General features: G+C 61.8%; 24 protein-coding genes. 13 read left to right on the forward strand and 11 right to left on the reverse strand.

Annotated features, from left to right (window positions below):
* Positions 1-121: 121 nt before the first annotated feature.
* Positions 122-1,495, reverse strand: coding sequence for a PleD family two-component system response regulator (locus HB676_RS29920; RefSeq protein WP_213742083.1), 1,374 nt, complete (start codon positions 1,493-1,495; stop codon positions 122-124).
* A gap of 11 nt (positions 1,496-1,506) precedes the next feature.
* Positions 1,507-1,872, reverse strand: a complete 366-nt coding sequence (locus HB676_RS29925; RefSeq protein WP_213742084.1) for a response regulator — start codon at positions 1,870-1,872, stop codon at positions 1,507-1,509.
* A 228-nt stretch (positions 1,873-2,100) separates the two neighbouring features.
* Here HB676_RS29925 and HB676_RS29930 point away from each other — a divergent pair, with 228 nt between their 5' ends.
* Complete coding sequence (locus tag HB676_RS29930; protein WP_213742085.1) at positions 2,101-2,400, forward strand: DUF3572 domain-containing protein; 300 nt, start codon at positions 2,101-2,103, stop codon at positions 2,398-2,400.
* A complete protein-coding gene (locus tag HB676_RS29935; RefSeq protein ID WP_213742086.1) occupies positions 2,397-3,689 on the forward strand; it encodes a DNA polymerase IV in 1,293 nt (430 codons plus the stop codon). Before HB676_RS29930 ends, HB676_RS29935 begins: the two co-directional genes overlap by 4 nt.
* A 108-nt stretch (positions 3,690-3,797) precedes the next feature.
* On the opposite strand, the gene HB676_RS29940 is transcribed toward HB676_RS29935, so the two are convergent.
* Positions 3,798-4,709: a cell envelope integrity EipB family protein gene (locus HB676_RS29940; RefSeq protein WP_213742087.1), complete on the reverse strand. Its 912-nt coding sequence runs from the start codon at positions 4,707-4,709 to the stop codon at positions 3,798-3,800.
* A gap of 220 nt (positions 4,710-4,929) precedes the next feature.
* On the opposite strand from HB676_RS29940, the gene HB676_RS29945 reads away from it, so the two are divergent.
* The 4 genes from HB676_RS29945 (at position 4,930) to HB676_RS29960 (ending at position 8,084) form a co-directional block, all read left to right on the forward strand.
* Complete coding sequence (locus HB676_RS29945; RefSeq protein WP_213742088.1) at positions 4,930-5,397, forward strand: RidA family protein; 468 nt, start codon at positions 4,930-4,932, stop codon at positions 5,395-5,397.
* A 12-nt stretch (positions 5,398-5,409) separates the two neighbouring features.
* Positions 5,410-6,162, forward strand: coding sequence for a glycerophosphodiester phosphodiesterase (locus tag HB676_RS29950; protein ID WP_213742089.1), 753 nt, complete (start codon positions 5,410-5,412; stop codon positions 6,160-6,162).
* A gap of 204 nt (positions 6,163-6,366) precedes the next feature.
* Positions 6,367-7,617, forward strand: a complete 1,251-nt coding sequence (locus HB676_RS29955) for a GNAT family N-acetyltransferase (RefSeq protein WP_213742090.1) — start codon at positions 6,367-6,369, stop codon at positions 7,615-7,617.
* Positions 7,618-7,658: 41 nt separating this feature from the next.
* A complete protein-coding gene (locus HB676_RS29960; RefSeq protein ID WP_213742091.1) occupies positions 7,659-8,084 on the forward strand; it encodes an HIT family protein in 426 nt (141 codons plus the stop codon).
* 107 nt (positions 8,085-8,191) lie between these two features.
* Here HB676_RS29960 and tsaA read toward each other — a convergent pair whose 3' ends face one another.
* The 5 genes from tsaA to HB676_RS29985 all read right to left on the reverse strand — a co-directional run bounded on the left by tsaA (position 8,192) and on the right by HB676_RS29985 (position 12,049).
* The gene (tsaA, locus tag HB676_RS29965) at positions 8,192-8,683 is read right to left on the reverse strand and encodes a tRNA (N6-threonylcarbamoyladenosine(37)-N6)-methyltransferase TrmO (RefSeq protein ID WP_213742092.1); all 492 of its coding nucleotides are present in this window, start codon (positions 8,681-8,683) and stop codon (positions 8,192-8,194) included.
* Positions 8,684-8,688: 5 nt separating this feature from the next.
* Positions 8,689-9,678: a tripartite tricarboxylate transporter substrate binding protein gene (locus tag HB676_RS29970; protein WP_213742093.1), complete on the reverse strand. Its 990-nt coding sequence runs from the start codon at positions 9,676-9,678 to the stop codon at positions 8,689-8,691.
* Positions 9,679-9,762: 84 nt separating this feature from the next.
* Positions 9,763-10,116: an AzlD domain-containing protein gene (locus HB676_RS29975; protein WP_213742094.1), complete on the reverse strand. Its 354-nt coding sequence runs from the start codon at positions 10,114-10,116 to the stop codon at positions 9,763-9,765.
* Positions 10,113-10,850, reverse strand: a complete 738-nt coding sequence (locus tag HB676_RS29980; RefSeq protein WP_213742095.1) for an AzlC family ABC transporter permease — start codon at positions 10,848-10,850, stop codon at positions 10,113-10,115. Before HB676_RS29980 ends, HB676_RS29975 begins: the two co-directional genes overlap by 4 nt.
* A 209-nt stretch (positions 10,851-11,059) precedes the next feature.
* Positions 11,060-12,049, reverse strand: a complete 990-nt coding sequence (locus tag HB676_RS29985) for a lytic transglycosylase domain-containing protein (RefSeq protein ID WP_249780533.1) — start codon at positions 12,047-12,049, stop codon at positions 11,060-11,062.
* Between the two features lie 115 nt (positions 12,050-12,164).
* Between HB676_RS29985 and HB676_RS29990 the strand changes: the two genes are divergently transcribed.
* The 6 genes from HB676_RS29990 to HB676_RS30015 all read left to right on the forward strand — a co-directional run bounded on the left by HB676_RS29990 (position 12,165) and on the right by HB676_RS30015 (position 17,993).
* Positions 12,165-13,100, forward strand: a complete 936-nt coding sequence (locus HB676_RS29990; RefSeq protein ID WP_213742096.1) for a glycine/sarcosine/betaine reductase selenoprotein B family protein — start codon at positions 12,165-12,167, stop codon at positions 13,098-13,100.
* 156 nt (positions 13,101-13,256) lie between these two features.
* Entirely contained in the window at positions 13,257-13,610 is a 354-nt protein-coding gene (locus tag HB676_RS29995; protein ID WP_213742097.1) for a PilZ domain-containing protein, read from the forward strand.
* Positions 13,611-13,696: 86 nt separating this feature from the next.
* Positions 13,697-14,896, forward strand: coding sequence for an alpha/beta fold hydrolase (locus HB676_RS30000; protein WP_213742098.1), 1,200 nt, complete (start codon positions 13,697-13,699; stop codon positions 14,894-14,896).
* A gap of 184 nt (positions 14,897-15,080) precedes the next feature.
* Entirely contained in the window at positions 15,081-16,109 is a 1,029-nt protein-coding gene (locus HB676_RS30005) for a TRAP transporter substrate-binding protein (protein WP_213742099.1), read from the forward strand.
* Between the two features lie 90 nt (positions 16,110-16,199).
* Positions 16,200-16,697, forward strand: coding sequence for a TRAP transporter small permease (locus HB676_RS30010; protein ID WP_213742100.1), 498 nt, complete (start codon positions 16,200-16,202; stop codon positions 16,695-16,697).
* A gap of 12 nt (positions 16,698-16,709) precedes the next feature.
* On the forward strand, positions 16,710-17,993 hold the full coding sequence (locus tag HB676_RS30015) for a TRAP transporter large permease (protein ID WP_213742101.1): 1,284 nt from the start codon (positions 16,710-16,712) through the stop codon (positions 17,991-17,993).
* 33 nt (positions 17,994-18,026) lie between these two features.
* On the opposite strand, the gene HB676_RS30020 is transcribed toward HB676_RS30015, so the two are convergent.
* Complete coding sequence (locus HB676_RS30020; RefSeq protein ID WP_213742102.1) at positions 18,027-18,458, reverse strand: cupin domain-containing protein; 432 nt, start codon at positions 18,456-18,458, stop codon at positions 18,027-18,029.
* A 241-nt stretch (positions 18,459-18,699) separates the two neighbouring features.
* Between HB676_RS30020 and HB676_RS30025 the strand changes: the two genes are divergently transcribed.
* Positions 18,700-19,263 (forward strand): hypothetical protein, encoded by a 564-nt coding sequence (locus HB676_RS30025; RefSeq protein WP_346347456.1) that lies wholly within the window; start codon positions 18,700-18,702, stop codon positions 19,261-19,263.
* Between the two features lie 3 nt (positions 19,264-19,266).
* On the opposite strand, the gene HB676_RS30030 is transcribed toward HB676_RS30025, so the two are convergent.
* Together HB676_RS30030 and HB676_RS30035 are read right to left on the reverse strand one after the other, a co-directional pair.
* Positions 19,267-20,238: a hypothetical protein gene (locus HB676_RS30030; RefSeq protein WP_213742103.1), complete on the reverse strand. Its 972-nt coding sequence runs from the start codon at positions 20,236-20,238 to the stop codon at positions 19,267-19,269.
* 61 nt (positions 20,239-20,299) lie between these two features.
* The gene (locus tag HB676_RS30035; protein ID WP_213742104.1) at positions 20,300-21,208 is read right to left on the reverse strand and encodes a dioxygenase; all 909 of its coding nucleotides are present in this window, start codon (positions 21,206-21,208) and stop codon (positions 20,300-20,302) included.
* Between the last annotated feature and the right edge of the window lie 7 nt (positions 21,209-21,215).

Raw genomic sequence — 21,215 nt, forward strand, 5'->3', positions numbered from 1 at the left:
GAGTTTACGCAGATTGCGTAGACTTATCTGCGGTAGAAAACGCGTCAAACAAAAGACTGGAGCCCGGTTCTGATTCAATCAGAACCGATAAGGCTCCAAATCCCGAAGATTGAAACGACGCTCAGGCTGCGGCTGAGACCACGCGGTTGCGGCCGTCGTGCTTGGCGCGGTAGAGCGCGGTGTCGGCGCGCTTGAGCACATCGGCGACCGCCTCGCCCTTGCGCTCCAAGGTCGACAGCCCGATCGAGATCGTGACCTCGATGCGCTTGGTGCCCTTGTTGACCGCGAAGGTCTCGCCGGCGATCGAACGCCGCAACCGTTCGGCCACCATGCCCGCGACGTGCAGATCGGTCTCGGGCATCACGATGACGAACTCCTCGCCGCCATAGCGGCAGGCGAGATCGATGCCGCGGATCGACTTGCGAATCCGCACCGCGAATTCGCGCAATACGTCGTCGCCGGCGTCGTGGCCGTAATTGTCGTTGATCGATTTGAAGAAATCGATATCGAGCATCATCAAGGCCAGCGGCTTGCCGCGGGTCGAGGCCTGCTCGGCCAGCGTGCCCAGATGGCTCTCCATGTAGCGGCGGTTATGCAGGCCGGTCAGCGCGTCGGTGATCGCCATTTCGATCGAATTCTGCACATTGTCGCGCAGATGGTCGGTGTAACGGCGCTTGCGAATCTGGGTGCGCGCACGCGCCAATAGCTCGTTCTTGTCGACCGGGCGCAGCAGGTAATCATTGACGCCGATCTCAAGGCCCCGCAGCAACCGCGCATTGTTGTCGGCATCGGCAATCGCAAGGATCGGCACCGCCCGCGTGCGCTCCAGCGAGCGCGCCTGGCTGCACAGCCGCAACCCATCGAAATTATCGAGGCCGAGCGAGACGATCAGAAGGTCGTAATTGCCGTCGGCGGCGTGAAACAGCGCTTCGGACGGATTGGTTTCGACGTCAACCGTGTGCTCGGCGCTCAACACCGGCGCCAGCCGCTCATAGGATGACGGCCGGTCGTCGACCAGGAGAATGCGCCCGCCCTTCCCGGCATCGGCCACGGCACTGCGTTCAGGCGCCTGCACGCCGATCTCGAGCGAGGTGATGGCGCGCATGCGCAGCTCATCGGTCATCATCTTCAGGCGGGTCAGCGAGCGAACCCGCGCGATCAGCACAACATCCGACACCGGCTTGGTCAGGAAGTCATCGGCGCCGGCCTCAAGTCCGCGCACGCGGTCGGCCGGGCTATCCAGCGCCGTCACCATCACGACGGGAATGAAATGCGTCGCCGGATTGGACTTCAGGCGGCGGCAAACCTCGAAGCCGTCCATATCGGGCATCATGACGTCGAGCAGGATGATGTCGCATTCGGCGCGCGCGCAGATCGCCAGCGCCTCGGTGCCGTTGGACGCGGTCATGACGTCGAAATATTCGGCCGACAGCCGGGCTTCCAGCAGTTTGACGTTGGCGGGGACGTCGTCGACGACCAGGATACGCGCGGACATCTAACTCACTCCTATCCGATGAACCGTCGGACGGTTTCTATAAATTTGCCGACCGAGATCGGCTTGGACAGATACGCCTCGCAGCCGCCCTCGCGGATGCGTTCCTCGTCGCCCTTCATCGCGAAGGCTGTCACCGCGACGACCGGTATCGAACGCAGTTCCGGATCGTCCTTGATCCAGCGCGTCACTTCGAGACCCGATACCTGCGGAAGCTGAATATCCATTAAAACCAGATCGGGGCGCAGCTTGCGCACGAGGTCGAGCGCCTCGAAACCGTTGCTGGTACCCGACGTCTGATAGCCATGCGCCTCCAGCAGATCGCGAAAGAGCTTCATATTGAGCTCATTGTCCTCCACGATCAGGACGGTTTTTGCCATCCCGCCCTCCAATCCCCGCAATACGGCCCAAACATGCGGCGCATCAGGCGCCGCCGCCAAGCGTGTCAAAAACTGAATTCAAACTAGCGCCAGATTCGCTCTAACCCGTTAAGCCCGACCGCCAACTTTGCGAGAAGTGGTTTTCACTTGCTTGAACAGGTTACGCAGACTCGGGCATGATGCTTTTAAAAATAGAGACCATAAGTTACGGAAAGGCAAATAATTCCGTTGAAGAAGCCCATTCACAAGCCCCGGGAAGTGGCTGAAATCGTTGCGATTCAAGCGCTTTCCTTTGTCGCCGGCGACCCGGAGCGTTTGGGCTTGTTCCTGGCCGAAAGCGGGATCGGTCCGGAGACCTTGCGCACCGCCGCCGCCAACCCGCATTTTCTGGTCAGCGTGCTCGATTTCGTGATGCGGGACGACGCCACTGTGAAGGCCTTCGCGGCCGCCTCGGAACTTCATCCCACCAATATCGCCGCCGCCCGGCAGGCGCTGAGCGATCCGGCCGAAGAGCGCGATGTGCCGTGAGCGGCCTCGCGCCAGCGCTTAACGGTCCAACCTGCTTTTGCCGGGACTGCCTCGGTGATCTCGACAGCGCGGCGAAACGGTGCGGCATATGCGGCTCGCCGCGTCTGGTTCGGCATCCTTCGCTGCCCTCCCTCACCCTCGCCCACATCGATTGCGACGCGTTCTACGCCACGGTCGAGAAACGCGATAATCCCGAACTCGCCGACAAGCCCGTCATTATCGGCGGCGGCAAGCGCGGCGTGGTCTCGGCCGCGTGCTACATCTCGCGCACCTACGGCGTGCGCTCGGCAATGCCGATGTTCAAGGCGCTGGCGCTGTGCCCGCAGGCGGCGGTGATCCCGCCCGACATGGCCAAATACGTCCGGGTTGGCCGCGAAGTGCGCCGCGCCATGCAGGCGCTGACACCGCTGGTCGAGCCGCTGTCGATCGATGAAGCGTTCCTGGATCTCGCAGGCACGCAGCGCGTGCACGGCATGATTCCCGCGAAAGTGCTGGCGCGGTTCGCCCAGATGGTCGAGCGCGACATCGGCATCACGGTTTCGGTCGGGCTGTCCTGCAACAAATTCCTGGCCAAGATCGCTTCCGACATGGACAAGCCGCGGGGCTTTGCCGCGCTCGATCAGGCCGAGGCGCGCGCGATGCTGGCGGACAAGCCGGTCGGTTTCATTTTCGGCGTGGGACCCGCAACCCAGGAAAAGCTGTTACAGCGCGGCTTTCGCATCATCGCCGATTTACAACGCGCCGATGAAATCGAGCTGATGAAGCAATTCTCGACCGAAGGCCGCAGGTTGTGGCGGCTGGCGCGCGGCATCGACGACCGCTTGGTGGTCGCCGATCGCGGCGCCAAGACGATTTCCAGCGAGACCACATTCGAGACCGATATTCGCGATTTCACCAGCCTCGAAAAGACGCTGTGGCGGCTGTCGGAGAAAGTATCGTCGCGGCTCAAGAACAGCGAACTTGCTGGATCGACCATTACGCTGAAACTCAAGACCGCCGATTTTCGGCAGCGCACCCGCTCGCAATCGATTCACGCCCCGACGCAACTGGCGGCAAAGATCTTCGCGGTGTCGAGGGAAATGCTGACGAAAGAAATCGACGGCACGGCGTTTCGCCTGATGGGCGCCGGCGTCAGCGCGCTGCGCCCGGGATCGCAGGCCGACGACACCGATATGCTGGACCGCCGCTCCGCCCATGCCGAGCGCGCGATCGACGATCTGCGCAAGAAGTTCGGCAATGCTGCTGTGATCCGGGGCATTGCGTATGACGGGCCGGAAAAGGCGGAGTGAGATTAGCTCCGTCATTGCGAGCGTAGCGAAGCAATCCATTCTTGCGACGAAAGAAAGATGGATTGCTTCGTCGCTGCGCTCCTCGCAATGACGATCGGGGGACGGCGCCTACTTCGGCGCTTCCGCCGTCTGGCACGGCTTGGAATCCTTGACGTCGAATTTTCCCAGCGCGCCGGAAATGACGAAATCATTATAGTCGAGCACCAGCGCCCGCGAGACGCCGTTCTCATAGAGTTCGAACGACATTGCATAGACCGGGGTCTGCTCGCCCTCATTGGGCTTGGTGTCGTGGTCGTAATAGCTCACCGTGACCGGCCACCGCTTCATCGTTTTCATGACGTCGTTTTGCGTGGAGGGATCAGGTGAATCGATGGCCTTGTCGCCGGGGATCGGCTGCCCGATCACGGACAGGGTGTTGTAGACCTTCTCGCCATTGTCGGAGCCGTCATAGACCGTCAGTTCAAGAACCGATTTACCTTCGCGCGCGGCCGCAACGATGCGCTGGATCTGCTCGGTCGGGAATACGGTTGTGCCATCGAGCGTGAATGTCTTGGTTTCCGGCTGCTTCAACTTGACGGTGATGTGATCGCCGGTGCGCTCCGCGACCCCGTCGACCGGGCTGGTGTCGGTCTCGTTCATGCGCGAATCGATCTTGAAGCGGTAGCTCTTGCCGGCGCCGTCCTCCCAGGAGGTCGAGCGCAGATCGCTCAGCGTCACCTTGCCCTCGCCGCTGTCGAGCTCGGAGACCTGCCGAAATTCCGAGGTGTAGCCCTCGCAGGAACTGCCGGAAAAATTATAGAGAATGCGTCCCCGCGCGCTGTTGATCGCGTTGGAGCCACGCGATTTCAACAGGCTAAGCTCATAAAGCGCCTGATGGGGGAGAAACGCGCCACTCGCCGCGGCGTCGGCCGGCACTGGAGCGAAGGCCGCCCCGATGGCGACGGTGGCGATCGTCAGCGCCAACGATCTGACATTGCGAGGCGAAATCAGGCAAGAAATGTCGGCAAATGCGCGGGCCATGTTTTTTCCTCGGTATGGATTCTGTGACAGTATTCACCGCGATATTGTGCCGCAACTAGGGCGCGTCACGGAAAAGGTGTATTTACCCCTGCCATTGCCATGTTTTTCGGCATTTGCCCCCCGATCTACCCTCGCTTGCATGTCACGGTACGATGCGCGAAACAAAGCGACACGGTCGGCGTTCCCAGGAGCGCGGATCACATCAAAACGGGGACGAAACATGGCGGGTACGGTCGAACAGAAGCTTGCGGCACAGGGCATCACTCTGCATGCGCCCCCGAACCCGGTGGCGAATTATGTCGGCTTCGTGCGTACCGGCAACCTGCTGTTCGTGTCGGGCCAGGTCTGTGTCACGCCGGACGGCAAGATGGTCGCCAAGGGCAAGCTCGGCGCCGGGGTCACGATCGAGCAAGGCAGTGCGGCAGCGCGCGGTTGCGCCATCAATTTGCTGGCGCAGATCAAGGCCGCGCTCGGCGATCTCGACAAGGTCGTGCGCGTGGTCCGGCTCGGCGGTTTTGTCAATTCCACACCGGATTTCCTCGACGGACCGAAGGTGCTGAATGGTGCTTCCGACCTGATGGTCGCCGCCTTCGGTGACAAGGGCCGCCATGCCCGCACCACCGTCGGCGTTTCCTCGCTGCCGGCCGATGCGGCGGTCGAGGTCGAAGGCGTGTTTGAAGTCTCCTGAGCCGCGCGTCAGGTGCGCGCACCGGACTGGCTGACGGCGCGGCCGGTGGCCCATCGGGGCCTGCACGACCGTATCAGCGGCATCGTCGAAAATATGCCGGGCGCAGCACAAGCGGCGATAGCAGGTAATTTCGGCATCGAGTGCGATATCCAGCTCAGCGCCGACGGCGAGGCGATGGTGCATCATGACGATGCGCTGGGCCGCCTCACCGAAGGCAAGGGCGACCTGCTCGGCCTGACCTGCCGCGAACTCAAGGCCGTTAAATTCAAGGACACAGCCGAGCGGATGATGACGCTCAGTGACCTCTGCGCGTTGGTCAACGGCCGCGTCCCGATCATCATCGAGGTCAAGAGCCATTTTGACGGCGACCGCAAACTGGTGACGCGGATGGCGCAGGTGCTCCAAACCTATACCGGGCCGGTGGCGGGGATGTCGTTCGACCCGGATCAGGTGGTGGCGTTGCGCAAGATCATGCCCGGGCTTCTGCGCGGCATCGTAGCCGAGCGTCAATATTCCGAATCCGGCTGGCCCGATGCATCGCCGGCGCAGCGCCGCGGCATGCTGCATCTACGTCATGCGTGGCGCACCCGGCCGCAATTCGTGGCTTACTGGGTCAACGAACTGCCCTCATTTGCGCCCCGGATCGCGCGCCATGTTTTCGGGCTGCCGCTGTTGACCTGGACGGTGCGGACTCCCGAGCAGCGCGATCGCGCTGCCCGCTATGCCGATCAGATGATTTTTGAGGGCTTTCAACCGGGAACTTGAGCTAAAGCCTTATCGGTTTTGATTGAATCAGAACCGGGCTTTAGCCTTTTGTTTTGACGCGTTTTCTTTACGCGAACCGATGCCCACTTCGCTCGAAAACGCTCTGCACGGCAACCCTTGAACTCTATGCCGCAATGCACGATCTTGAGGGCGGTCACCACATGCTGATGGCTGATCGCAAACGTGACCGGTCCAATATTGTCGATGGCCTCATCCGAAATTACCCTCGAAGCAGTCTCGTCCATCAGCCAGATCGGGGCCCGTGAATGGGACGCCTGCGCCAATCCGGTTCCCGATCCGGATAGCCTTGAGAGCCTCGATACGCTGGCGCCATCCGGCCTGCCCGAAACGCCCCCTGTTGGCTCAAGACATCCCTATAACCCCTTCGTTTCTCATGCATTTTTCTCCGCCTTGGAGGCTTCGAAATCGGCCTGTGCCCGGACCGGCTGGGGACCGCGCCATCTTCTGGCCAAGCGCGACGGTAAGATCGCCGGCCTCGTGCCCTGCTATCTGAAATCGCACTCACAGGGCGAATATGTCTTCGACCGCGGCTGGGCCGATGCCTATGAGCGCGCCGGGGGACAATATTATCCGAAGCTGCAGGCCTCGGTTCCCTTCACGCCGGCCACCGGGCCGCGGCTGCTGATCGCAGACGGTACCGACAGAGAACGCATCGCCACCGCTCTGGCGGGCGGCCTCGTCGGCCTGTGCGACGCCACCGAGGCCTCCTCGGTCCATGTGACGTTTGCGCGCGAAGCCGAATGGAAATTTCTCGCCGAATACGGCTTCCTGCAGCGGACCGACCAGCAATTCCACTGGCACAACCAGGGCTACGGCAATTTCGACGATTTTCTCGCCACCCTCAATTCGCGCCACCGCAAGGCGATCAAGCGCGAGCGGCGCGATGCGCTGGCCAGCGGCCTCACGATTCATGCGCTCACCGGCAGCGACATCACCGAAGACGCGTGGGACGCCTTCTTTGAATTCTACATGGAGACCGGTTCACGCAAATGGGGCCGGCCCTATCTCACCCGCACGTTCTTCTCGCTGATCGGCGAAACCATGGCCAAGGACGTGCTGCTGGTGATGGCCAAACGCGATGGCCGCTGGATCGCCGGCGCGATCAATTTCATCGGCGGCGATACGTTGTTCGGCCGCAACTGGGGTGCGATCGAGCATCATCCGTTCCTGCATTTCGAGGTCTGCTATTATCAGGCGATCGATTTTGCGATTGCGCGCGGCCTGAAAACCGTCGAGGCCGGGGCGCAAGGCGAGCACAAGATCGCGCGCGGCTATCTTCCCCAAACCACTTTTTCGGCGCATTACATCGCCGATACTGGCCTGCGCCGCGCGATCGACGAATATCTCAAGCGCGAACGCGCCTATGTGGCGGAGGCTGGCCGCGAACTCACCGAGGCCGGACCGTTTCGCAAGGCCGCCGACGAGCCATCCTGATCAAAAAAGTTGTGACATAAAAACAGATTTTGGGAGACGCCATGCCCGCCTATGACCCCAACAACCCCTTCGCCAAAATCCTGCGCGGCGAGTTTCCCTGCTACAAAGTCTATGAGGACGAACACGTCCTCGCCTTTCTCGACATCATGCCGCGTTGTCCTGGGCACACGCTGGTGATCCCGAAGGCCCCTGCCCGCAACATCCTCGATATCGCGCCGGATGATTTCGCCCATGTCGCCCGCGCCGGCCAGAAGATCGCGCGCGCCGCGATGACGGCCTTCAAGGCCGACGGCATCACCGTGCAGCAATTCAGCGAACCCGCCGGCGGACAGGTGGTGTTTCATCTCCACATGCATGTAATGCCGCGTCATGACGGCGTTGCCCTGCTGCCCCCGGCCAGCCGCAAGGAAGACGGCAAGGTGCTGGAGGAAAACGCCGCGAAGCTGGTGGCGGCGTTGAAGGAATAAGCGGCTCCCTCGTCGTCATTGCGAGGAGTGAAGCGACGAAGCAATCCATCTTGCTGCGCAAAGAAAGAATGGATTGCTTCGCTTCGCTCGCAATGACGAGAGTAGCCCTACCCCGTCTCGAAATCCCCCGCTTGCGGCGGGGCCAGCGGGGTGAAATCGCAGCGGTCGGGTTTTAGATCCACCAGCGGCGTTCCGTCGAGGCAATCAAGGCCGCGCACCAGAACCGTCGCGCCTTCGATTCCCACCAGTCTGACGATGGAGGTGCCGAGCGGGTTCGGCCGCACCGGTGAGCGCAGCGAGAAGGTGCCGCGGGTTGATTTGTTGTTCTTCGGCGACTGCAGCACGAGGTCCCGGCGCGACAGATGCAGCCAGTAGATCACTTCGAGCTTTTCGTAGAGATCGATGCCCTTAAGTGCCGGCACCCATGGCTCGAAAATCTCCAACCGGCATACCGGACCGTCAGGGCGTCCCTGCCGCGGCGCTTCGAGCCGCGAGGTCCAGGGCGTGCGGATGCGGCCGATGAAAACCAGACCGGCATCATCAGTCCCGGGCATCTCGACCGCCTGTTCGCCTTCCCTAATTTCGCTCTCTCGAACCATGTTTCTCAATCCAGTGAAATATTCTGTGCCTTGATCACCGCCGACCATCTCGCCCGATCGGCATCGATGAACTGCTTGACCTCCGCAGCGCTGCGCGGACGAAACACAGTATAGCCGATCTTTTCCAGTGTCGCGCGGAAGGCCTCATCGTTCATCGCACGATTGAGGCTGTCCGTCAGCTTCCGGGCGACGTCCTCGGGCAGGTTTGCCGGCGCCACCACGCCATACCAGACGCTGACGAGGTAATCAGGATAACCGCTCTCGGCGATGGTCGGCACGTCTGGCAGTTCGCGAAACCGCTCTGCCGAACTGACGCCGAGCGGGCGCAACATCCCGGATCGTACCGGCGGAAGTCCGGTACTCACGGAATCGAACATCACCTGGATGTTGCCGGCCAAAAGGTCCGTCAATGCCGGCGCGGCGCCCTTGTAGGGCACGTGGGTCATCTCGATGCCGGCCATCCGCTTGAACATCTCGCCCGCGAGATGAATGGTGCCGCCGGTCCCGGCCGAGCCGAAATTGAGTTTTCCCGGATTTTGCCTTGCATAGGCAACGAATTCCGCGATCGTCTTGGCCGGCACCGACGGATGGACCTCCATCAAGACCGGAAAATCCGTCACCAGCGCCAGCATCCGGAAATCTCTGACCGGATCGTAAGACAGCTTCTTGTATAATAGCGGATTGAGCACGATCATCGAGCCGGCCGGGACCAGCAGCGTGTAGCCATCGGGATCGGCGCGCGCCACGAATTCGGCGCCGATCGAGCCCTGCGCGCCCGGTCTGTTTTCGATCACCGTGGCCTGCTTGAGATCCTTGCCGATGAAATCGCCGATCACCCGGGTGAGAATGTCGGTGGGTCCGCCCGGCGGATAGGGCACGACGAACTTGATCGGGCGTGTCGGATAGTCCGCCGCGCCAGCGGCACGAGTCTGCGCTGACGCCGCAACGCAAGCGACAAGACACGCGATCAGGATCGACCGTGCCGGCCAATTCATGGCGTTTCCTCAACCGTATCATTTTCCGGCAGAGTAACGGATTGTGGATCGGCCGCAATTGCGAAGCGAGCGGCGAGGTGCAGATCAGCCAAGCCACCATTTGCCGGCCAGCATCACAATCTCGCCGCAGACCACACCGGCGAAGATCGATCGCTGCGTCGCGAAGAAAGCGGCACAGCCCGCCGCCAGCGCGGCGTAACGCACCACGCCGGGCACGCTGGCCAGCGCGCCTGGCGGCTGCACTATAATCTGCGCGATGACGCCGGCGAGCACGGCGGTCGCGACCGCCCTCACCCACACCAGCAGTTCCGAGCCTTCGTCGATGCCGCTACCGAACCAGAGCCCGAGCATGCGCCATATCTGGTTGGGGAACACGCCCGCGACCAGCAGAATCGCCAGAGCATGCCAATCGCCGAAAAACTCACTCACATAACTCATGCGCGCACCCGCCATCGATGAACGCCATAGGCGATCGTGCCCGCGGTGACGCCGCTGACGAGAATGTCGACGCCGCTGTTCAACAGTGCCGCGACCGGAAACAGCACCAATCCCAGCACCAGCGCCACGACATCGGATATGTCGCGGCAGTTACGCGCGGTGGAGAACAGAAACGCCAGCGGCGTCAGCATCAGGATCGCGGCGCCGAACATTTGCGACAGATTGGCCGCGAGGTTGTAGCCGATCGTTGTCGAAATCAGGCTGACGGAAATGAGCCCGCAGCCAAGCCCGTGGATAAAGGCGATCCGCCGGTCGCGCGGCACCTGAGGCAGGAAGCGAAAGCATTCGACCCACAGCGTGACGGCGGTCAGATGAGCCACCAGAATGAGATGCCGCCGCTTGGTTTGCGGCGTGCGCATCATCGGCAATACCGACACCACCATCGGAAACAGCCGGATGGCGCTGACGGTGACGGCAAGCGCGGATTGGATCACGGTCGCGCCGGAGCCGAGCGTCGTGATCAGGATGATCTGCGCAGGCCCCGCCCAGACAAAGGCCGTGCTGGCCATCGCCCACGCCAGGCTGAAATGCGTGTCATGCGCGAGCGCGCCGATACCGATATAGGTCGCGAACAGCACCAGCGTCAGCACCGTGGAGCCGACCGAGCGCGCGCCCCATGCGAACGCACGCAGGGAACTATGCCATTGGGGGGAGTCTAGGGCGGGGAGCGACACGGATTACCAGACAGTTGAGTCGTGGCCCGCATAACGCTGATGAAACAGGCTGCGGTCAAGGAACGGCGCTTCAAGGCTGTCATGCAAGCGCGAGTGCCTGAAGCGTTTTCGAGCGAAGTGGATACCGGTTCGCGTGAAGAAAACGCGTCAAAACAAAAATTAGAGCCCGGTTCTGATTCAATCAGAACCGATAAGGCTCTGGATGTGAGTCAGCCCCTGACGTTCATGTTACGCAGCACGAGGCAGGCGCCGCCGGCGCGGCGGATACGGTTGCAGAGATCGTCAGCGGCGGGGCGCGTATCGGCGCCAATGCGCACCTGATAGAATGTGCGGGTGCCCCGGCTGCGGAACACCGAACCCAAAAGGCTTGGATCCTGATCGCCAATCACTCCGCGCAATTTCGTCATCGCGCGTGAATACATCGCCAGCGCCTTGTTACGATCGAAGCCGGCCGCGAGCTGCACGCCCCACAGCCGCGCTGCGCCGAGCATCACATGCTGTTCGAGTTCGGTGACGAACGGATTGGGTGCGCGCTTGAGCAGCGCCATCAACTCGCGGCAACTCGTGTTCGGTGCACTGTCCGGCATCTTGCCGTTCTTGCCGGCGGCAGCCCAGGCATCGACCGTATTGCCGGTGATCGCGGCGACGTAATTGCGCGTCTCCTGCGGCATCGAGCCGGTACCCGCGAGCCATTCCTGCACCCGGCGCGGGCCGGCATTATAGGCCGCGGCGGCCAGCCCGAGATTGCCGAATTGCGTGCGCAATTCGTTGAGGAATTCGGCGGATTTCGGCAGCGCCTGTACGGGATCAAAGGGATCGAGCAGCCGGCGCTCGCTCGCGGTGCCCGGCATGAATTGCGCGATCCCCTGGGCGCGCTCGCCACGGCGCGTCATCGGTCCGATCGCGTCGGATTGAAAGCGGCTTTCCTGCCAGATCACGCGCGCGAAAAACTCCAGCGGCAAATCATTGGCTTTCGCCGCCGATTCGATCATCAGGCACATCGCCTCCCTTGTGTCGCTCTCGCGCGCACCTTCGACGACTTTCTGCGGCTCGCTTGGAACGGCAAGCTCTTCCACACTCGGACGCGCGATCCCGCCGCCGGTTCTCTCCGGCGTCGCCTCCTCCGCAATCGTCTGCGCAGCCGGCCACATCAGCATCATGACAACAGCGCCAATCGCCGTGCGCCAGGCGATACCCATTCGCATTGCAGTCCTGTTTTCCGGAAGACCAAGCTTGACAGGGAAACACGGCAGTCTAGCTATCTAGGAAACATGGCGCGTCTATGGGAACGCAAGACTTTGGGAGCGCAAGGATATGACCGCAGCTTCAGACGACTTGCTCGGCTTTGCCCCCGACGACGACACGCCGATCCCCTATATGGCGCGGACCCGCGAATATTATGCGGCGATCGGTTACACCACACCCTACCGCTGGGCGCATTATACCGACGCGCCGTTCCAGCCGCTGCGAAAACCGCTCAGCCAATCCCGCGTTGCCCTCGTCACCACAGCGGCCCCGTTCGATGCCGCCAAGGGCGATCAGGGTCCGGGCGCCAAATACAATGGCGGCGCCAAATTCTATACGGTCTATGACGGCGATACTTCGAAGCCGCATGATGTGCGGATTTCCCACATCGCTTATGACCGCGTGCACACCACCGCCGATGACAGCGGCACCTGGTTTCCGCTCCCCCAAATGCTGCGGCTGGCGCGCGAGGGAAAAATCCGCGAAGTCGCGCCGCGTTTCTTCGGCGCACCGACCAACCGCAGCCAGCGCGTCACGATCGAAACCGACGCACCGGAAATTCTCGCCCGCTGCCGTGCCGACGGCGTCGATGCCGCGGTGCTGGTGCCGAACTGCCCGGTCTGCCACCAGACCATCAGCCTGGTCGCCCGGCATCTCGAGGCCAACGGGATTTCCACGGTCGTGATGGGCTGCGCAAAAGACATCGTCGAGCACGCCGCGGTGCCGCGCTTTCTGTTCAGCGATTTTCCGCTCGGCAATTCCGCGGGCAAGCCGCAGGACCCCGTTTCGCAAGCCCGGACGATCGAGCTGGCGCTGCGGGTGCTCGAGACCGCGCCCGGCCCGCAAACCACGGTGCAGTCCCCGCTGCGCTGGCGTGCCGATGCCGCCTGGAAGCGCGACTACAACAACATCGCACTCCTCAGCGCCGAGGAACTGGCCCGGCGGCGGCGCGAGTTCGACGCCCAGAAGGAAATCGCGCGCGGATTGCGCGACACCGCGGCGTAAATCCCGCCAAAAACGCCCAAAACTCCCGGAAATCGCGATTTCTCGAGCCGACATCGGTTTACGTTAACGCCGCATTTTACCGGTGGCGGGGTTCCACCGGCGGTAAAGCCGCGTAAAAGTGCAATATCTTTAGTGGATTGCCGGGAGTTTTATTCGATGTTGGATCGACGCCAGAGCGCGCGCGACAAGGTTATCTTTGGCGGGGTCGCCAAGACCGACGACAGCAGCGCGTCCCGGGATTGTGTCGTCCGCAACATCTCCGAAACCGGCGCCAACCTCGAATTCAGCAGCGACTTTCGGCTTCCCAAAGAGCAGATGATGCTGACCATCGCGCGCAAGGGTCGCTCCTTCCTGGCCAAGATCGTCTGGTGGCGCGATAATTTCGTCGGCGTTGCCTTCCATGGGGAAGCCCCCTCCGCCCCCGTCTCCGATATCGAGGAACGGCTGCGCCAAAGCGAAATAAAAAAGCGCCAGTTGCAGCGCCGCATCAAACAACTTTTAGAGGGCTGAGGTCTTTAGAGGGTTGACGCGCCGGACCGAGGGCTGTCTTCCTTAGGCTTCGAACAAGAAGCCTCAGGGAAGAAGCTCGGGAAGTCATGCGCGCACTCTCATTGATTTTAGTCTCGGCCGCTATTTGCTGCATCAGCCAAACCGCATCGGCCCAAACCGCCGATCGCACCATCGACGAAATCAAGACCGAAACCCTCGCCCGGGCGCAGACTGGGGCTTACCCCGCGCTGGGCATCCAGCCCGGCGACGCCAGCGATGCGCTTGGCCGCCTCAAAACCCGCGATCCCGACGAATGGGCCGCCGCCTGGAGCGCGGTCGCCGATGGCTACATGGCCAAGGCGCGCGCCGCGAGCGACCCGAAAGAAGCTGACGCCAATTACCTCCGGGCCTGGCGGCTGTATTATTTCGGGCAATGGCCCTCGCCGACCTCGGCGGGGAAACAGGCGGCGTACCAGCGCGCCGTCGATGCATATTTGTTGCACGCCAAATATTTCGATCCGCCGCTTGAGGTCGTGCACATTCCCTATGAGGGCAAGGAAATCGTCGGCTATTTACGGCTGCCGGCTAACGCCCCTCGCCCGGTGCCGCTGGTGCTGGCGATTTCAGGCCTCGACAGCCGCAAGGAAACCGTCGCGGAAACCTATACCGCGGCGTTGCCCGAAGGCATCGGCTTCTTCGCGGTCGACAGTCCCGGCACCGGACAGGCGCCGCGCAAGGCGGACGAGACCGCCGACCAGATGTATTCGCGCGTGCTCGATTATCTCGCGACCCGGCCGGAGATCGACAAGAACCGCATCCTGGTGCACGGCCAGAGCTTTGGCGCCTATTGGGCGGCGAAGCTCGCGCGTACCGAAGCGAAGCGCCTGCTGGGCGCGGTCACGCAGTCGCCGCCGACCCATCGTACCTTCCAGCCAGATTTCTTCCGCAGCCGGATGTACACCCGCGAATATCTGTTCGACCTGGTGCCAGCGAACCTGTTTGTGTACGGCCTGAAGTCGGCGGACGAGTTGATCGCGTTCCTGCCCAAGATGTCACTGCAGGCGCAGGATTTGCTCGGCAAGCCGGCGGCGCCGATGCTGGTGGTGGGCGGCACCAAGGATACGCAGGTGCCGATCGACGATCTCGAATTGCTCATCAATAGCGGCAGCGAACCCCGCGAGGCCTGGATCAACCCGGTGGGCGGACACATGGGCCGCAGCACGCCGGCATGGCCGGATCCGGTGATTTTCAGGAAAGTCATCCTGCCCTGGGAAGTGCGGCACCTCGGGCTGAAGACAGCGCCGTAAGTCCGGCGCGGGCGCACCCGTCGCGGCAATTCCATTTTTGAGCGGGCCCTCCAAGTCCGCCAGCAGGCGTCAACATGCCGCTGGCAACGCGACCGCTATGCTGTAAGCTTTGTAGCGGATTGGCCGGTCTCTTCCGTCCGGCTGCTGCAATGCAAACAAAAAAACAAAGTTTGGAGGATTCCCGATGCGAGCAGCTCCGACGAGCCGCGTCCGTTTCAGTCGCCGCACGCTTCTGCGAGCGGGTGCCGGCATGGCCGGCATTCTCGCCAGCGGCCGCGCCCCGGCCTTCGCGCAGACCCAACCCAAGAAGCTGGTGTTCGCCCATATCAACGCGGTTCCGGAATCGGCTGCGGTCGCGTTCGACTGGATGGCAAAGGAATTGACCGCGCGATCCAATGGCGCGCTTGAAATGCAGTTCTTCGGCAAGACCCTGATCCCGCAAGAGCTGGAGATCATGAACGCGGTGAAGTCCGGCAGCATCGCGATGGGCAGCCCGGCGGGCGCCGCCGCCACCGTATTTCCGGAAATGGGCGCGTTGCTGGTGCCCTATCTGGTCAAGGATTACACGTCGGCCTACGCGATGCTCAACGGACGGATCGGCGACAAGATCAGCCACGAGATCGAGGACAAGTACAAGCTCAAGGTGCTCTGCTATTTCGATTACGGCTTCCGCCATTTCTGGACCGCGAAAAAGCCGATCGTCGAGCCAAAGGACCTGCGCGGCCTGAAAATCCGCGTGCAGCAATCCAAGATCTTCGGCGACACCATCAATGGCCTCGGCGGCAACGCGGTGCCGATGGCGTATGGCGAGGTCGTCACCGCCGCCAAGCAGGGCGTGATCGACGGCGGCGATCTTCCGGTGGTCAACATGAAAGCGCTGAAGATCTACGAGGTGTCGAAATACGCGTCCCTCACTTATCACAATTACGGTCCGACCAACGCGGTGATGAATCTCGAAATCTGGAACGGGCTCACATCCGATCAGCAGAAGCTGGTGATGGAGCTCTCCCGCACCGCGCAGGAAAAGACCCGGCAGGCGACGGAGTCGGTCGATAATTTCAAAGAGGCCAAGCTGTTGCTGGAGCCGCTCGGCATGACCGTAGTCGAATCCGATGTCGATGCCTTCCGCAAGGTGGCGCAGCAGAAGATCTGGCCGGCCTATAAGGGCCAGTACGGCGCATTGTGGGACGAGATCGAGGGCTTCAAGGCCTGACAATCAACAGCGAGGCCGAAGCTCACAGCTTCGGCCCCGTTTCTTTAACTTCTCCACCCCCAACCATCCCTGTCCGGAATTCCCTGGCGCATGCTGCGTACCCTCTCAGCCGTCCCGAAATTTGCGGTCACGGCGCTGATCATCATTGCCATCGTCAATTTGCTGGTCGGCGTGATCCTGCGCTATTTCGTCGGCGCCATCACCGACTGGCTCGATGTCGACCCGATATCCTTTACCTGGGTCGAGGAAGTCGGCGAGTTCTCGCTGGCGTGGCTGACGCTGATCGGTGCGGCGATCGGCATCCAGTCGCGTTCGCATTTCGCGCTCGCCGTATTCGTGCATCGCCTGCCGCAGACCGCGCAGCTCTGGATCCACCGCTTCAATCACGCGCTGATCATGGGCGTCGGCGCGCTCACGGCGTGGTACGGCTTCAAGCTCTGCCTGCTCAACCGCACCATCACCACGCCCGGGCTCGAGATCAATCTCGCCTGGCTCTACGCGTCCTCGGTGGTCGGCGGCATTTTGATCGTCATCTACGGTTTCGCAACGATGATCTCCCCGCTGCCGCAAGGCGATCCCCAGCACTGAGACGGACCCTTCATGCTGCTTGCGACAGTCGCCATCGTCTTTGCCGTATTGATCTTGCTCTCGATGCCGATCGTGTTCGCGCTCGGCGTGGCCGGGATCGCGGGCCTGTGGATCGGCGGTTACCCGATGCAGCAGCTTTCCTCCGCGCTGGTGTCGGGCTCGCAAAGCTGGGTGCTGCTCGCGATCCCCGCCTTTGTGTTTGCGGGCAATCTGATGGAACGCTGCGGCATGAGCCACGCGCTGGTGGAGCTGGCGCGCGCCCTGATCGGCTGGGTCAAGGGCGGACTCGGCATGTCCGTGATCGTGGTGGCGTACTTCTTCTCGGACATTTGCGGATCGAAAATGGCTGAGGTCTCCGCGCTCGGCTCCGCGCTGATGCCGCCGCTGACCAAAGCCGGCTACGATCCGCGCGATTCCGCCTCGCTGATCGCGGCCGGCACCGCGATGGGCATGCTGGTGCCGCCGGCGATCTTCATGATCGTGATCGCACAGGTTACCAACACTTCGGCGGTGACGCTGTTCGTCGCGGGGTTCGTCCCGGCCGTGGTGATCATGCTGTGCCTGATGGCCGTGGTGTATGTCCGCGCCCGCCAGAACGACTGGCCGGTCGATTCCCGGCCGAGCCTCAACCGCCTCGGCCATGCGTTGTTGCACGCCGCGGTGCCGATGGTGGTGCCGTTTGTGATCCTCGCCGGCTTCATCCTTGGCATCATCACCGCGACCGAAGCCGGTGCGGTGGTCGCGGGCTATGCCTTCCTCGCCGCCAAGCTCTATTACCGCAACGTCTCGTGGCGCGAGATGGGCCAGATCGCCTACGACAGCGCGATCCTCACCGCGGCCGTGGTGTTCCTGCTCGCGGTCGCCTCGGTCTATCAATATCTGATGGGCGTCAGCGGCGTGCCGCAATTGCTGGGCCAGGTGCTTGAACCGCTGAAGGGCCATCCCTGGCTGTTTCTGATCGGAACGGCTGCGATGAGCTGCCTGTTCGGCATGGTGCTGGAAGGCCTGCCCGCCGCGGTCGTGCTGATCCCGGTGGTGTTTCCGATCGCGGAGGCGATGGGGATCGACCCGATCCATTTCAACATCGTGCAAACCGCCGCCGTCGGCATCGGCCTGTTCCTGCCGCCGATGGGCGTCGGGCTATTGATGGCGCTGCGCTTCGCCAAACTCGGCGTCGGAGAACACTTTCGCACCTATGTGCCGTATATGCTGGCGCTGTTTGCCGGACTGCTGCTGATCATCTGCATCCCTGCTATCAGCCTGACATTGCCGCGGCTGGCGGGCTTGATGCGATAGTGCGCGCCTTTAAGTAGAATAAGCCTGTGCCATTCAGGCCTGCGAAGGTGGCACCGGTATCAGCCCGTAGCGCAGCATGGTTTCTTTCATTTTCGCGGGGTCAGGCGTCGGGGCCGACAGCAGCCCCGCCATATCCTTGAAATATTGCGGGCCCAATACGCCGGGGCTCAACACGCAAAGGCACGACGCCGGCGCTTGCGTCCGGTTGTTGAAGCCATGCACAATACCGCGCTTGATGAACACGGTTTCGCCGGGGTCGAGGTCAACATCCCGGCCGTCAACACGCCAGGTCGTCTTGCCGGTCAGTCCGTAAATGGTCTCATCCCAGCTTTCATGATAATGCGGGATAGGCATCCGCCCGTTGGGCTGCACGGTCATCTCGAACATGTCGAGACTGCCGGCCGTCTCGTCCTTGCTGTAGAAAAATCGGAGCTGGAGGGGACCAAGATTGATGGTTTCAGCCATGATGCATTGCTCTCCCGGCTCACAGCCGCGCCATCGTCAGACCAAATCGTAGCGTCCCGCAAAAGCCGGCGCAATCTTGGCGCTGGCATGCTTTTTGAAACCCCCGGGACCCCGCCATTTTTACCCCTCTATTGCGCTTCACTGCTTTCGGGGAGTCAGGTACTGATTTAAGGAAGCAGGTGGTTTCGGGCATTCCAACCGTTGATATTACGGGTACGCTTTTATGTCTTTTCGATCGAGCATGAAGATGCGCCTGTTAGGGTCGGCCTGTACTATTGCCATTCTTGCGGCTTCATTTGTTGCGCGCGCCGAGGAGTCGAAACCTCCGGAACCGGTCACCATCGTTCTCGCCGTGATGTCGGGGAAATGCACGATCCTGAAAGTCGCGGGCCGCGATTTCGGATGCCGGGCGATGGCCTTCTTTCAAACCGAGGAGGGCCGCGCCAATTTTGTCATCGCGCTCGACGACCCCGCCGACAACAGCCACATCATCACCTTCTCAGGCGATAACGGCCGCAGACCCCAGGACAATCTCTACGAACTGCCGATCGATCGCATGCTGCTGAAATCCAAGGACCGGCCGAAGGTGGATGGGCTGCCGGTGGCGGAGATCGAACTCTCCGCCGGGATGTGCAAACAGGTCGGAAATTTCGCAACGAGGCTGGTGTCCAGCGTCTCCTGCAGCGCGACCGATAAAAACGGCCAGAAGTACGATCTGCAATATGAGTCCGATGGCTCACCGATGGAGGTGAGACGAGTCAGGCAGACCAAGACCGGACGGCCCGCAGTTTCGCCGTTCGACTAGGCGCTATTTTTCCATCGCCGCAGCCAGCAAAGCCTGCGCTTGCTTTGTCGCTTCGATAAAGGATGGCTGCTGTGGCGCGCGCTGTGTGAAGCAGCGCATATATTCATCGTCGCCGCGCTGACGAAGATCGCCGAGCCTGTCGTAAGCCTTCTTGTCGATTTTCTTGGATTGAAAATCAGCGTAGGCCTGCTCCGACCGTTTATTGTAATCGGCCAGGATGGCGAGACAGGCGTCGATCTTGACCGGAGGTTCTATCGATCCATAAACGATATAAACCCTGTCCGCGGTGACAGCGGAAACGAACGCTTCATCCGCCGCCTCGGGCGTTGCGTCCTGGGTTCGTCCCGCCAGCATCGCGTAGGCCAGCACCGCATCCTGCGGTGTGGCGATCGGCAAATTGCCGAAATTGACCACCGCGGCGCCGGTCGAAATCGCCTGGGTATAGAAGCTGCCATCCTTGAGCGCCACGCCGATCTGTTGCGGCACATTCTTGACGCCCTTGTCGTACCAATCCTTGTGGCCGTGCAGCCAGCGCTCAAACATCGTCGGCGTCGTAACGATGATATAGGCCTTGGGCTGGACGTATTCGCCGGCGGCATCCTTGGTGCCGGGCTTCTCGCCGTTCTTGCCGGTCTCGGCCTCGAAGCGGAGCCCATCGAGCATGCCGAATCCCTCGTCGCCCTTGGATAGCGTATCGAGGTTGAGTTTGGCTGGACCAAATCCCTTGTAAGTGCGTTCCCCCAGGATAGCCGTCATCTGAGTCGTCAGATCGGCGACGACGACAGCCTCTGCCTTGCTGGCGGCTTCGTAGTTGTTGCCGTCGAATATCGGCTGAAGCTTCTTGATCGCGGCGTCACGGGTCGCGATGTAGCGCTCCTCCGGCGTGGGTTTGAGCGGTGCAGCAAAGGAGCTGGAAAGCATTGCAACGAAGCAAGCGGCTGCGATGGAAGCAGCACCGGAGAACCTGGGTAACATGTCAGCTTTCACCTGGACGATGGAACGTTCTGGCGTTTGTCGATCCGACGGAACGTCCGGTTCAAGCTGATGTCACCTTGCCGCGGATCGGCGCCACCGGACGCTGCGCCTCGCCAGGCTCCAACGTGAGATGCTGATCGAGTGAATACCACGGCGCGGCAAAACCCAATTCGGACGACGGTTCGTCATGGCGCACGTAACCGCCGATCAGCGCGCGCGTGACGCCGAATTGCACGTCGGAATCGATGTGCGGATCATCCGGCGAATAAATCTGCGAGACCAGGGTCTTGAAGCCGGGCTTGAAGACCATGAAGTGCAGATGCGCGGGCCGGTAGTTATGGCGGCGGGTGGCCCGCACCAGTTCGCCGACTGGGCCATCAATCGGAATGGGATACCCCGCGGGCTTCACACTGCGAAAATGAAAGCGCCCGGAATCATCGGAAATAAAACGCCCGCGCAAATTCATCTCGGCCTGGGTCGGATCCTGGTTCTCATAGAGCCCTTCCGGCGACGAATGCCAGACATCGATTTCAGCCCCCGCGACCGGACGCCCGTCGCGATCCCTGAGAAAACCGTAAACGACAAGCTCCGGCCCCGGCGTCGGCGAGCGCACCAGCGTATCGCCATTGGCGCTCAAGGGCTGATCGTCGCGCCAGAACGGACCGAGCATGTTGGCCTGGGTTTCGGTCTGGCCGTTATTGCCGTTGTTGAGCAGGCAAACCAGCGGGGAGATACCCAGCGATCCCGCCATCAACACCACCTCATTGTGTGAGGCCGTCGTCTTCTGGCCCATCGCCACGATGAGCCCGGCCGCCTGCTGGAACTCGCGCTCAGTGAGGCGAACCTCGCGCGCAAATCCATGCAGATGCCGCACCAGCGCCTGCAATATCTCACGCAGGCGCGGATCCTCGGTACGGGCGACCGCTTCAAGGACCGCATCGGTCACCATGGCCTGATTTTCGATGATCATGTCCGTC

Source organism: Bradyrhizobium sp. dw_411, assembly GCF_018449695.1.
In the GTDB taxonomy this organism is placed as follows: Bacteria; Pseudomonadota; Alphaproteobacteria; order Rhizobiales; family Xanthobacteraceae; genus Bradyrhizobium.

What these genes read in the sequence shown, in the direction of transcription:
- HB676_RS29920 (WP_213742083.1), bottom strand. Translation starts at nt 1,495, where the DNA reads ATGTCCGCGCGTATCCTGGTCGTCGACGACGTCCCCGCCAACGTCAAA.
- HB676_RS29925 (WP_213742084.1), bottom strand. Translation starts at nt 1,872, where the DNA reads ATGGCAAAAACCGTCCTGATCGTGGAGGACAATGAGCTCAATATGAAG.
- HB676_RS29940 (WP_213742087.1), bottom strand. Translation starts at nt 4,709, where the DNA reads ATGGCCCGCGCATTTGCCGACATTTCTTGCCTGATTTCGCCTCGCAAT.
- HB676_RS29945 (WP_213742088.1), top strand. Translation starts at nt 4,930, where the DNA reads ATGGCGGGTACGGTCGAACAGAAGCTTGCGGCACAGGGCATCACTCTG.
- HB676_RS29955 (WP_213742090.1), top strand. Translation starts at nt 6,367, where the DNA reads ATGGCCTCATCCGAAATTACCCTCGAAGCAGTCTCGTCCATCAGCCAG.
- HB676_RS29960 (WP_213742091.1), top strand. Translation starts at nt 7,659, where the DNA reads ATGCCCGCCTATGACCCCAACAACCCCTTCGCCAAAATCCTGCGCGGC.
- tsaA (WP_213742092.1), bottom strand. Translation starts at nt 8,683, where the DNA reads ATGGTTCGAGAGAGCGAAATTAGGGAAGGCGAACAGGCGGTCGAGATG.
- HB676_RS29970 (WP_213742093.1), bottom strand. Translation starts at nt 9,678, where the DNA reads ATGAATTGGCCGGCACGGTCGATCCTGATCGCGTGTCTTGTCGCTTGC.
- HB676_RS29975 (WP_213742094.1), bottom strand. Translation starts at nt 10,116, where the DNA reads ATGAGTTATGTGAGTGAGTTTTTCGGCGATTGGCATGCTCTGGCGATT.
- HB676_RS29985 (WP_249780533.1), bottom strand. Translation starts at nt 12,049, where the DNA reads ATGGGTATCGCCTGGCGCACGGCGATTGGCGCTGTTGTCATGATGCTG.
- HB676_RS29990 (WP_213742096.1), top strand. Translation starts at nt 12,165, where the DNA reads ATGACCGCAGCTTCAGACGACTTGCTCGGCTTTGCCCCCGACGACGAC.
- HB676_RS29995 (WP_213742097.1), top strand. Translation starts at nt 13,257, where the DNA reads ATGTTGGATCGACGCCAGAGCGCGCGCGACAAGGTTATCTTTGGCGGG.
- HB676_RS30000 (WP_213742098.1), top strand. Translation starts at nt 13,697, where the DNA reads ATGCGCGCACTCTCATTGATTTTAGTCTCGGCCGCTATTTGCTGCATC.
- HB676_RS30005 (WP_213742099.1), top strand. Translation starts at nt 15,081, where the DNA reads ATGCGAGCAGCTCCGACGAGCCGCGTCCGTTTCAGTCGCCGCACGCTT.
- HB676_RS30010 (WP_213742100.1), top strand. Translation starts at nt 16,200, where the DNA reads ATGCTGCGTACCCTCTCAGCCGTCCCGAAATTTGCGGTCACGGCGCTG.
- HB676_RS30015 (WP_213742101.1), top strand. Translation starts at nt 16,710, where the DNA reads ATGCTGCTTGCGACAGTCGCCATCGTCTTTGCCGTATTGATCTTGCTC.
- HB676_RS30020 (WP_213742102.1), bottom strand. Translation starts at nt 18,458, where the DNA reads ATGGCTGAAACCATCAATCTTGGTCCCCTCCAGCTCCGATTTTTCTAC.
- HB676_RS30025 (WP_346347456.1), top strand. Translation starts at nt 18,700, where the DNA reads ATGAAGATGCGCCTGTTAGGGTCGGCCTGTACTATTGCCATTCTTGCG.
- HB676_RS30030 (WP_213742103.1), bottom strand. Translation starts at nt 20,238, where the DNA reads ATGTTACCCAGGTTCTCCGGTGCTGCTTCCATCGCAGCCGCTTGCTTC.
- HB676_RS30035 (WP_213742104.1), bottom strand. Translation starts at nt 21,208, where the DNA reads ATGATCATCGAAAATCAGGCCATGGTGACCGATGCGGTCCTTGAAGCG.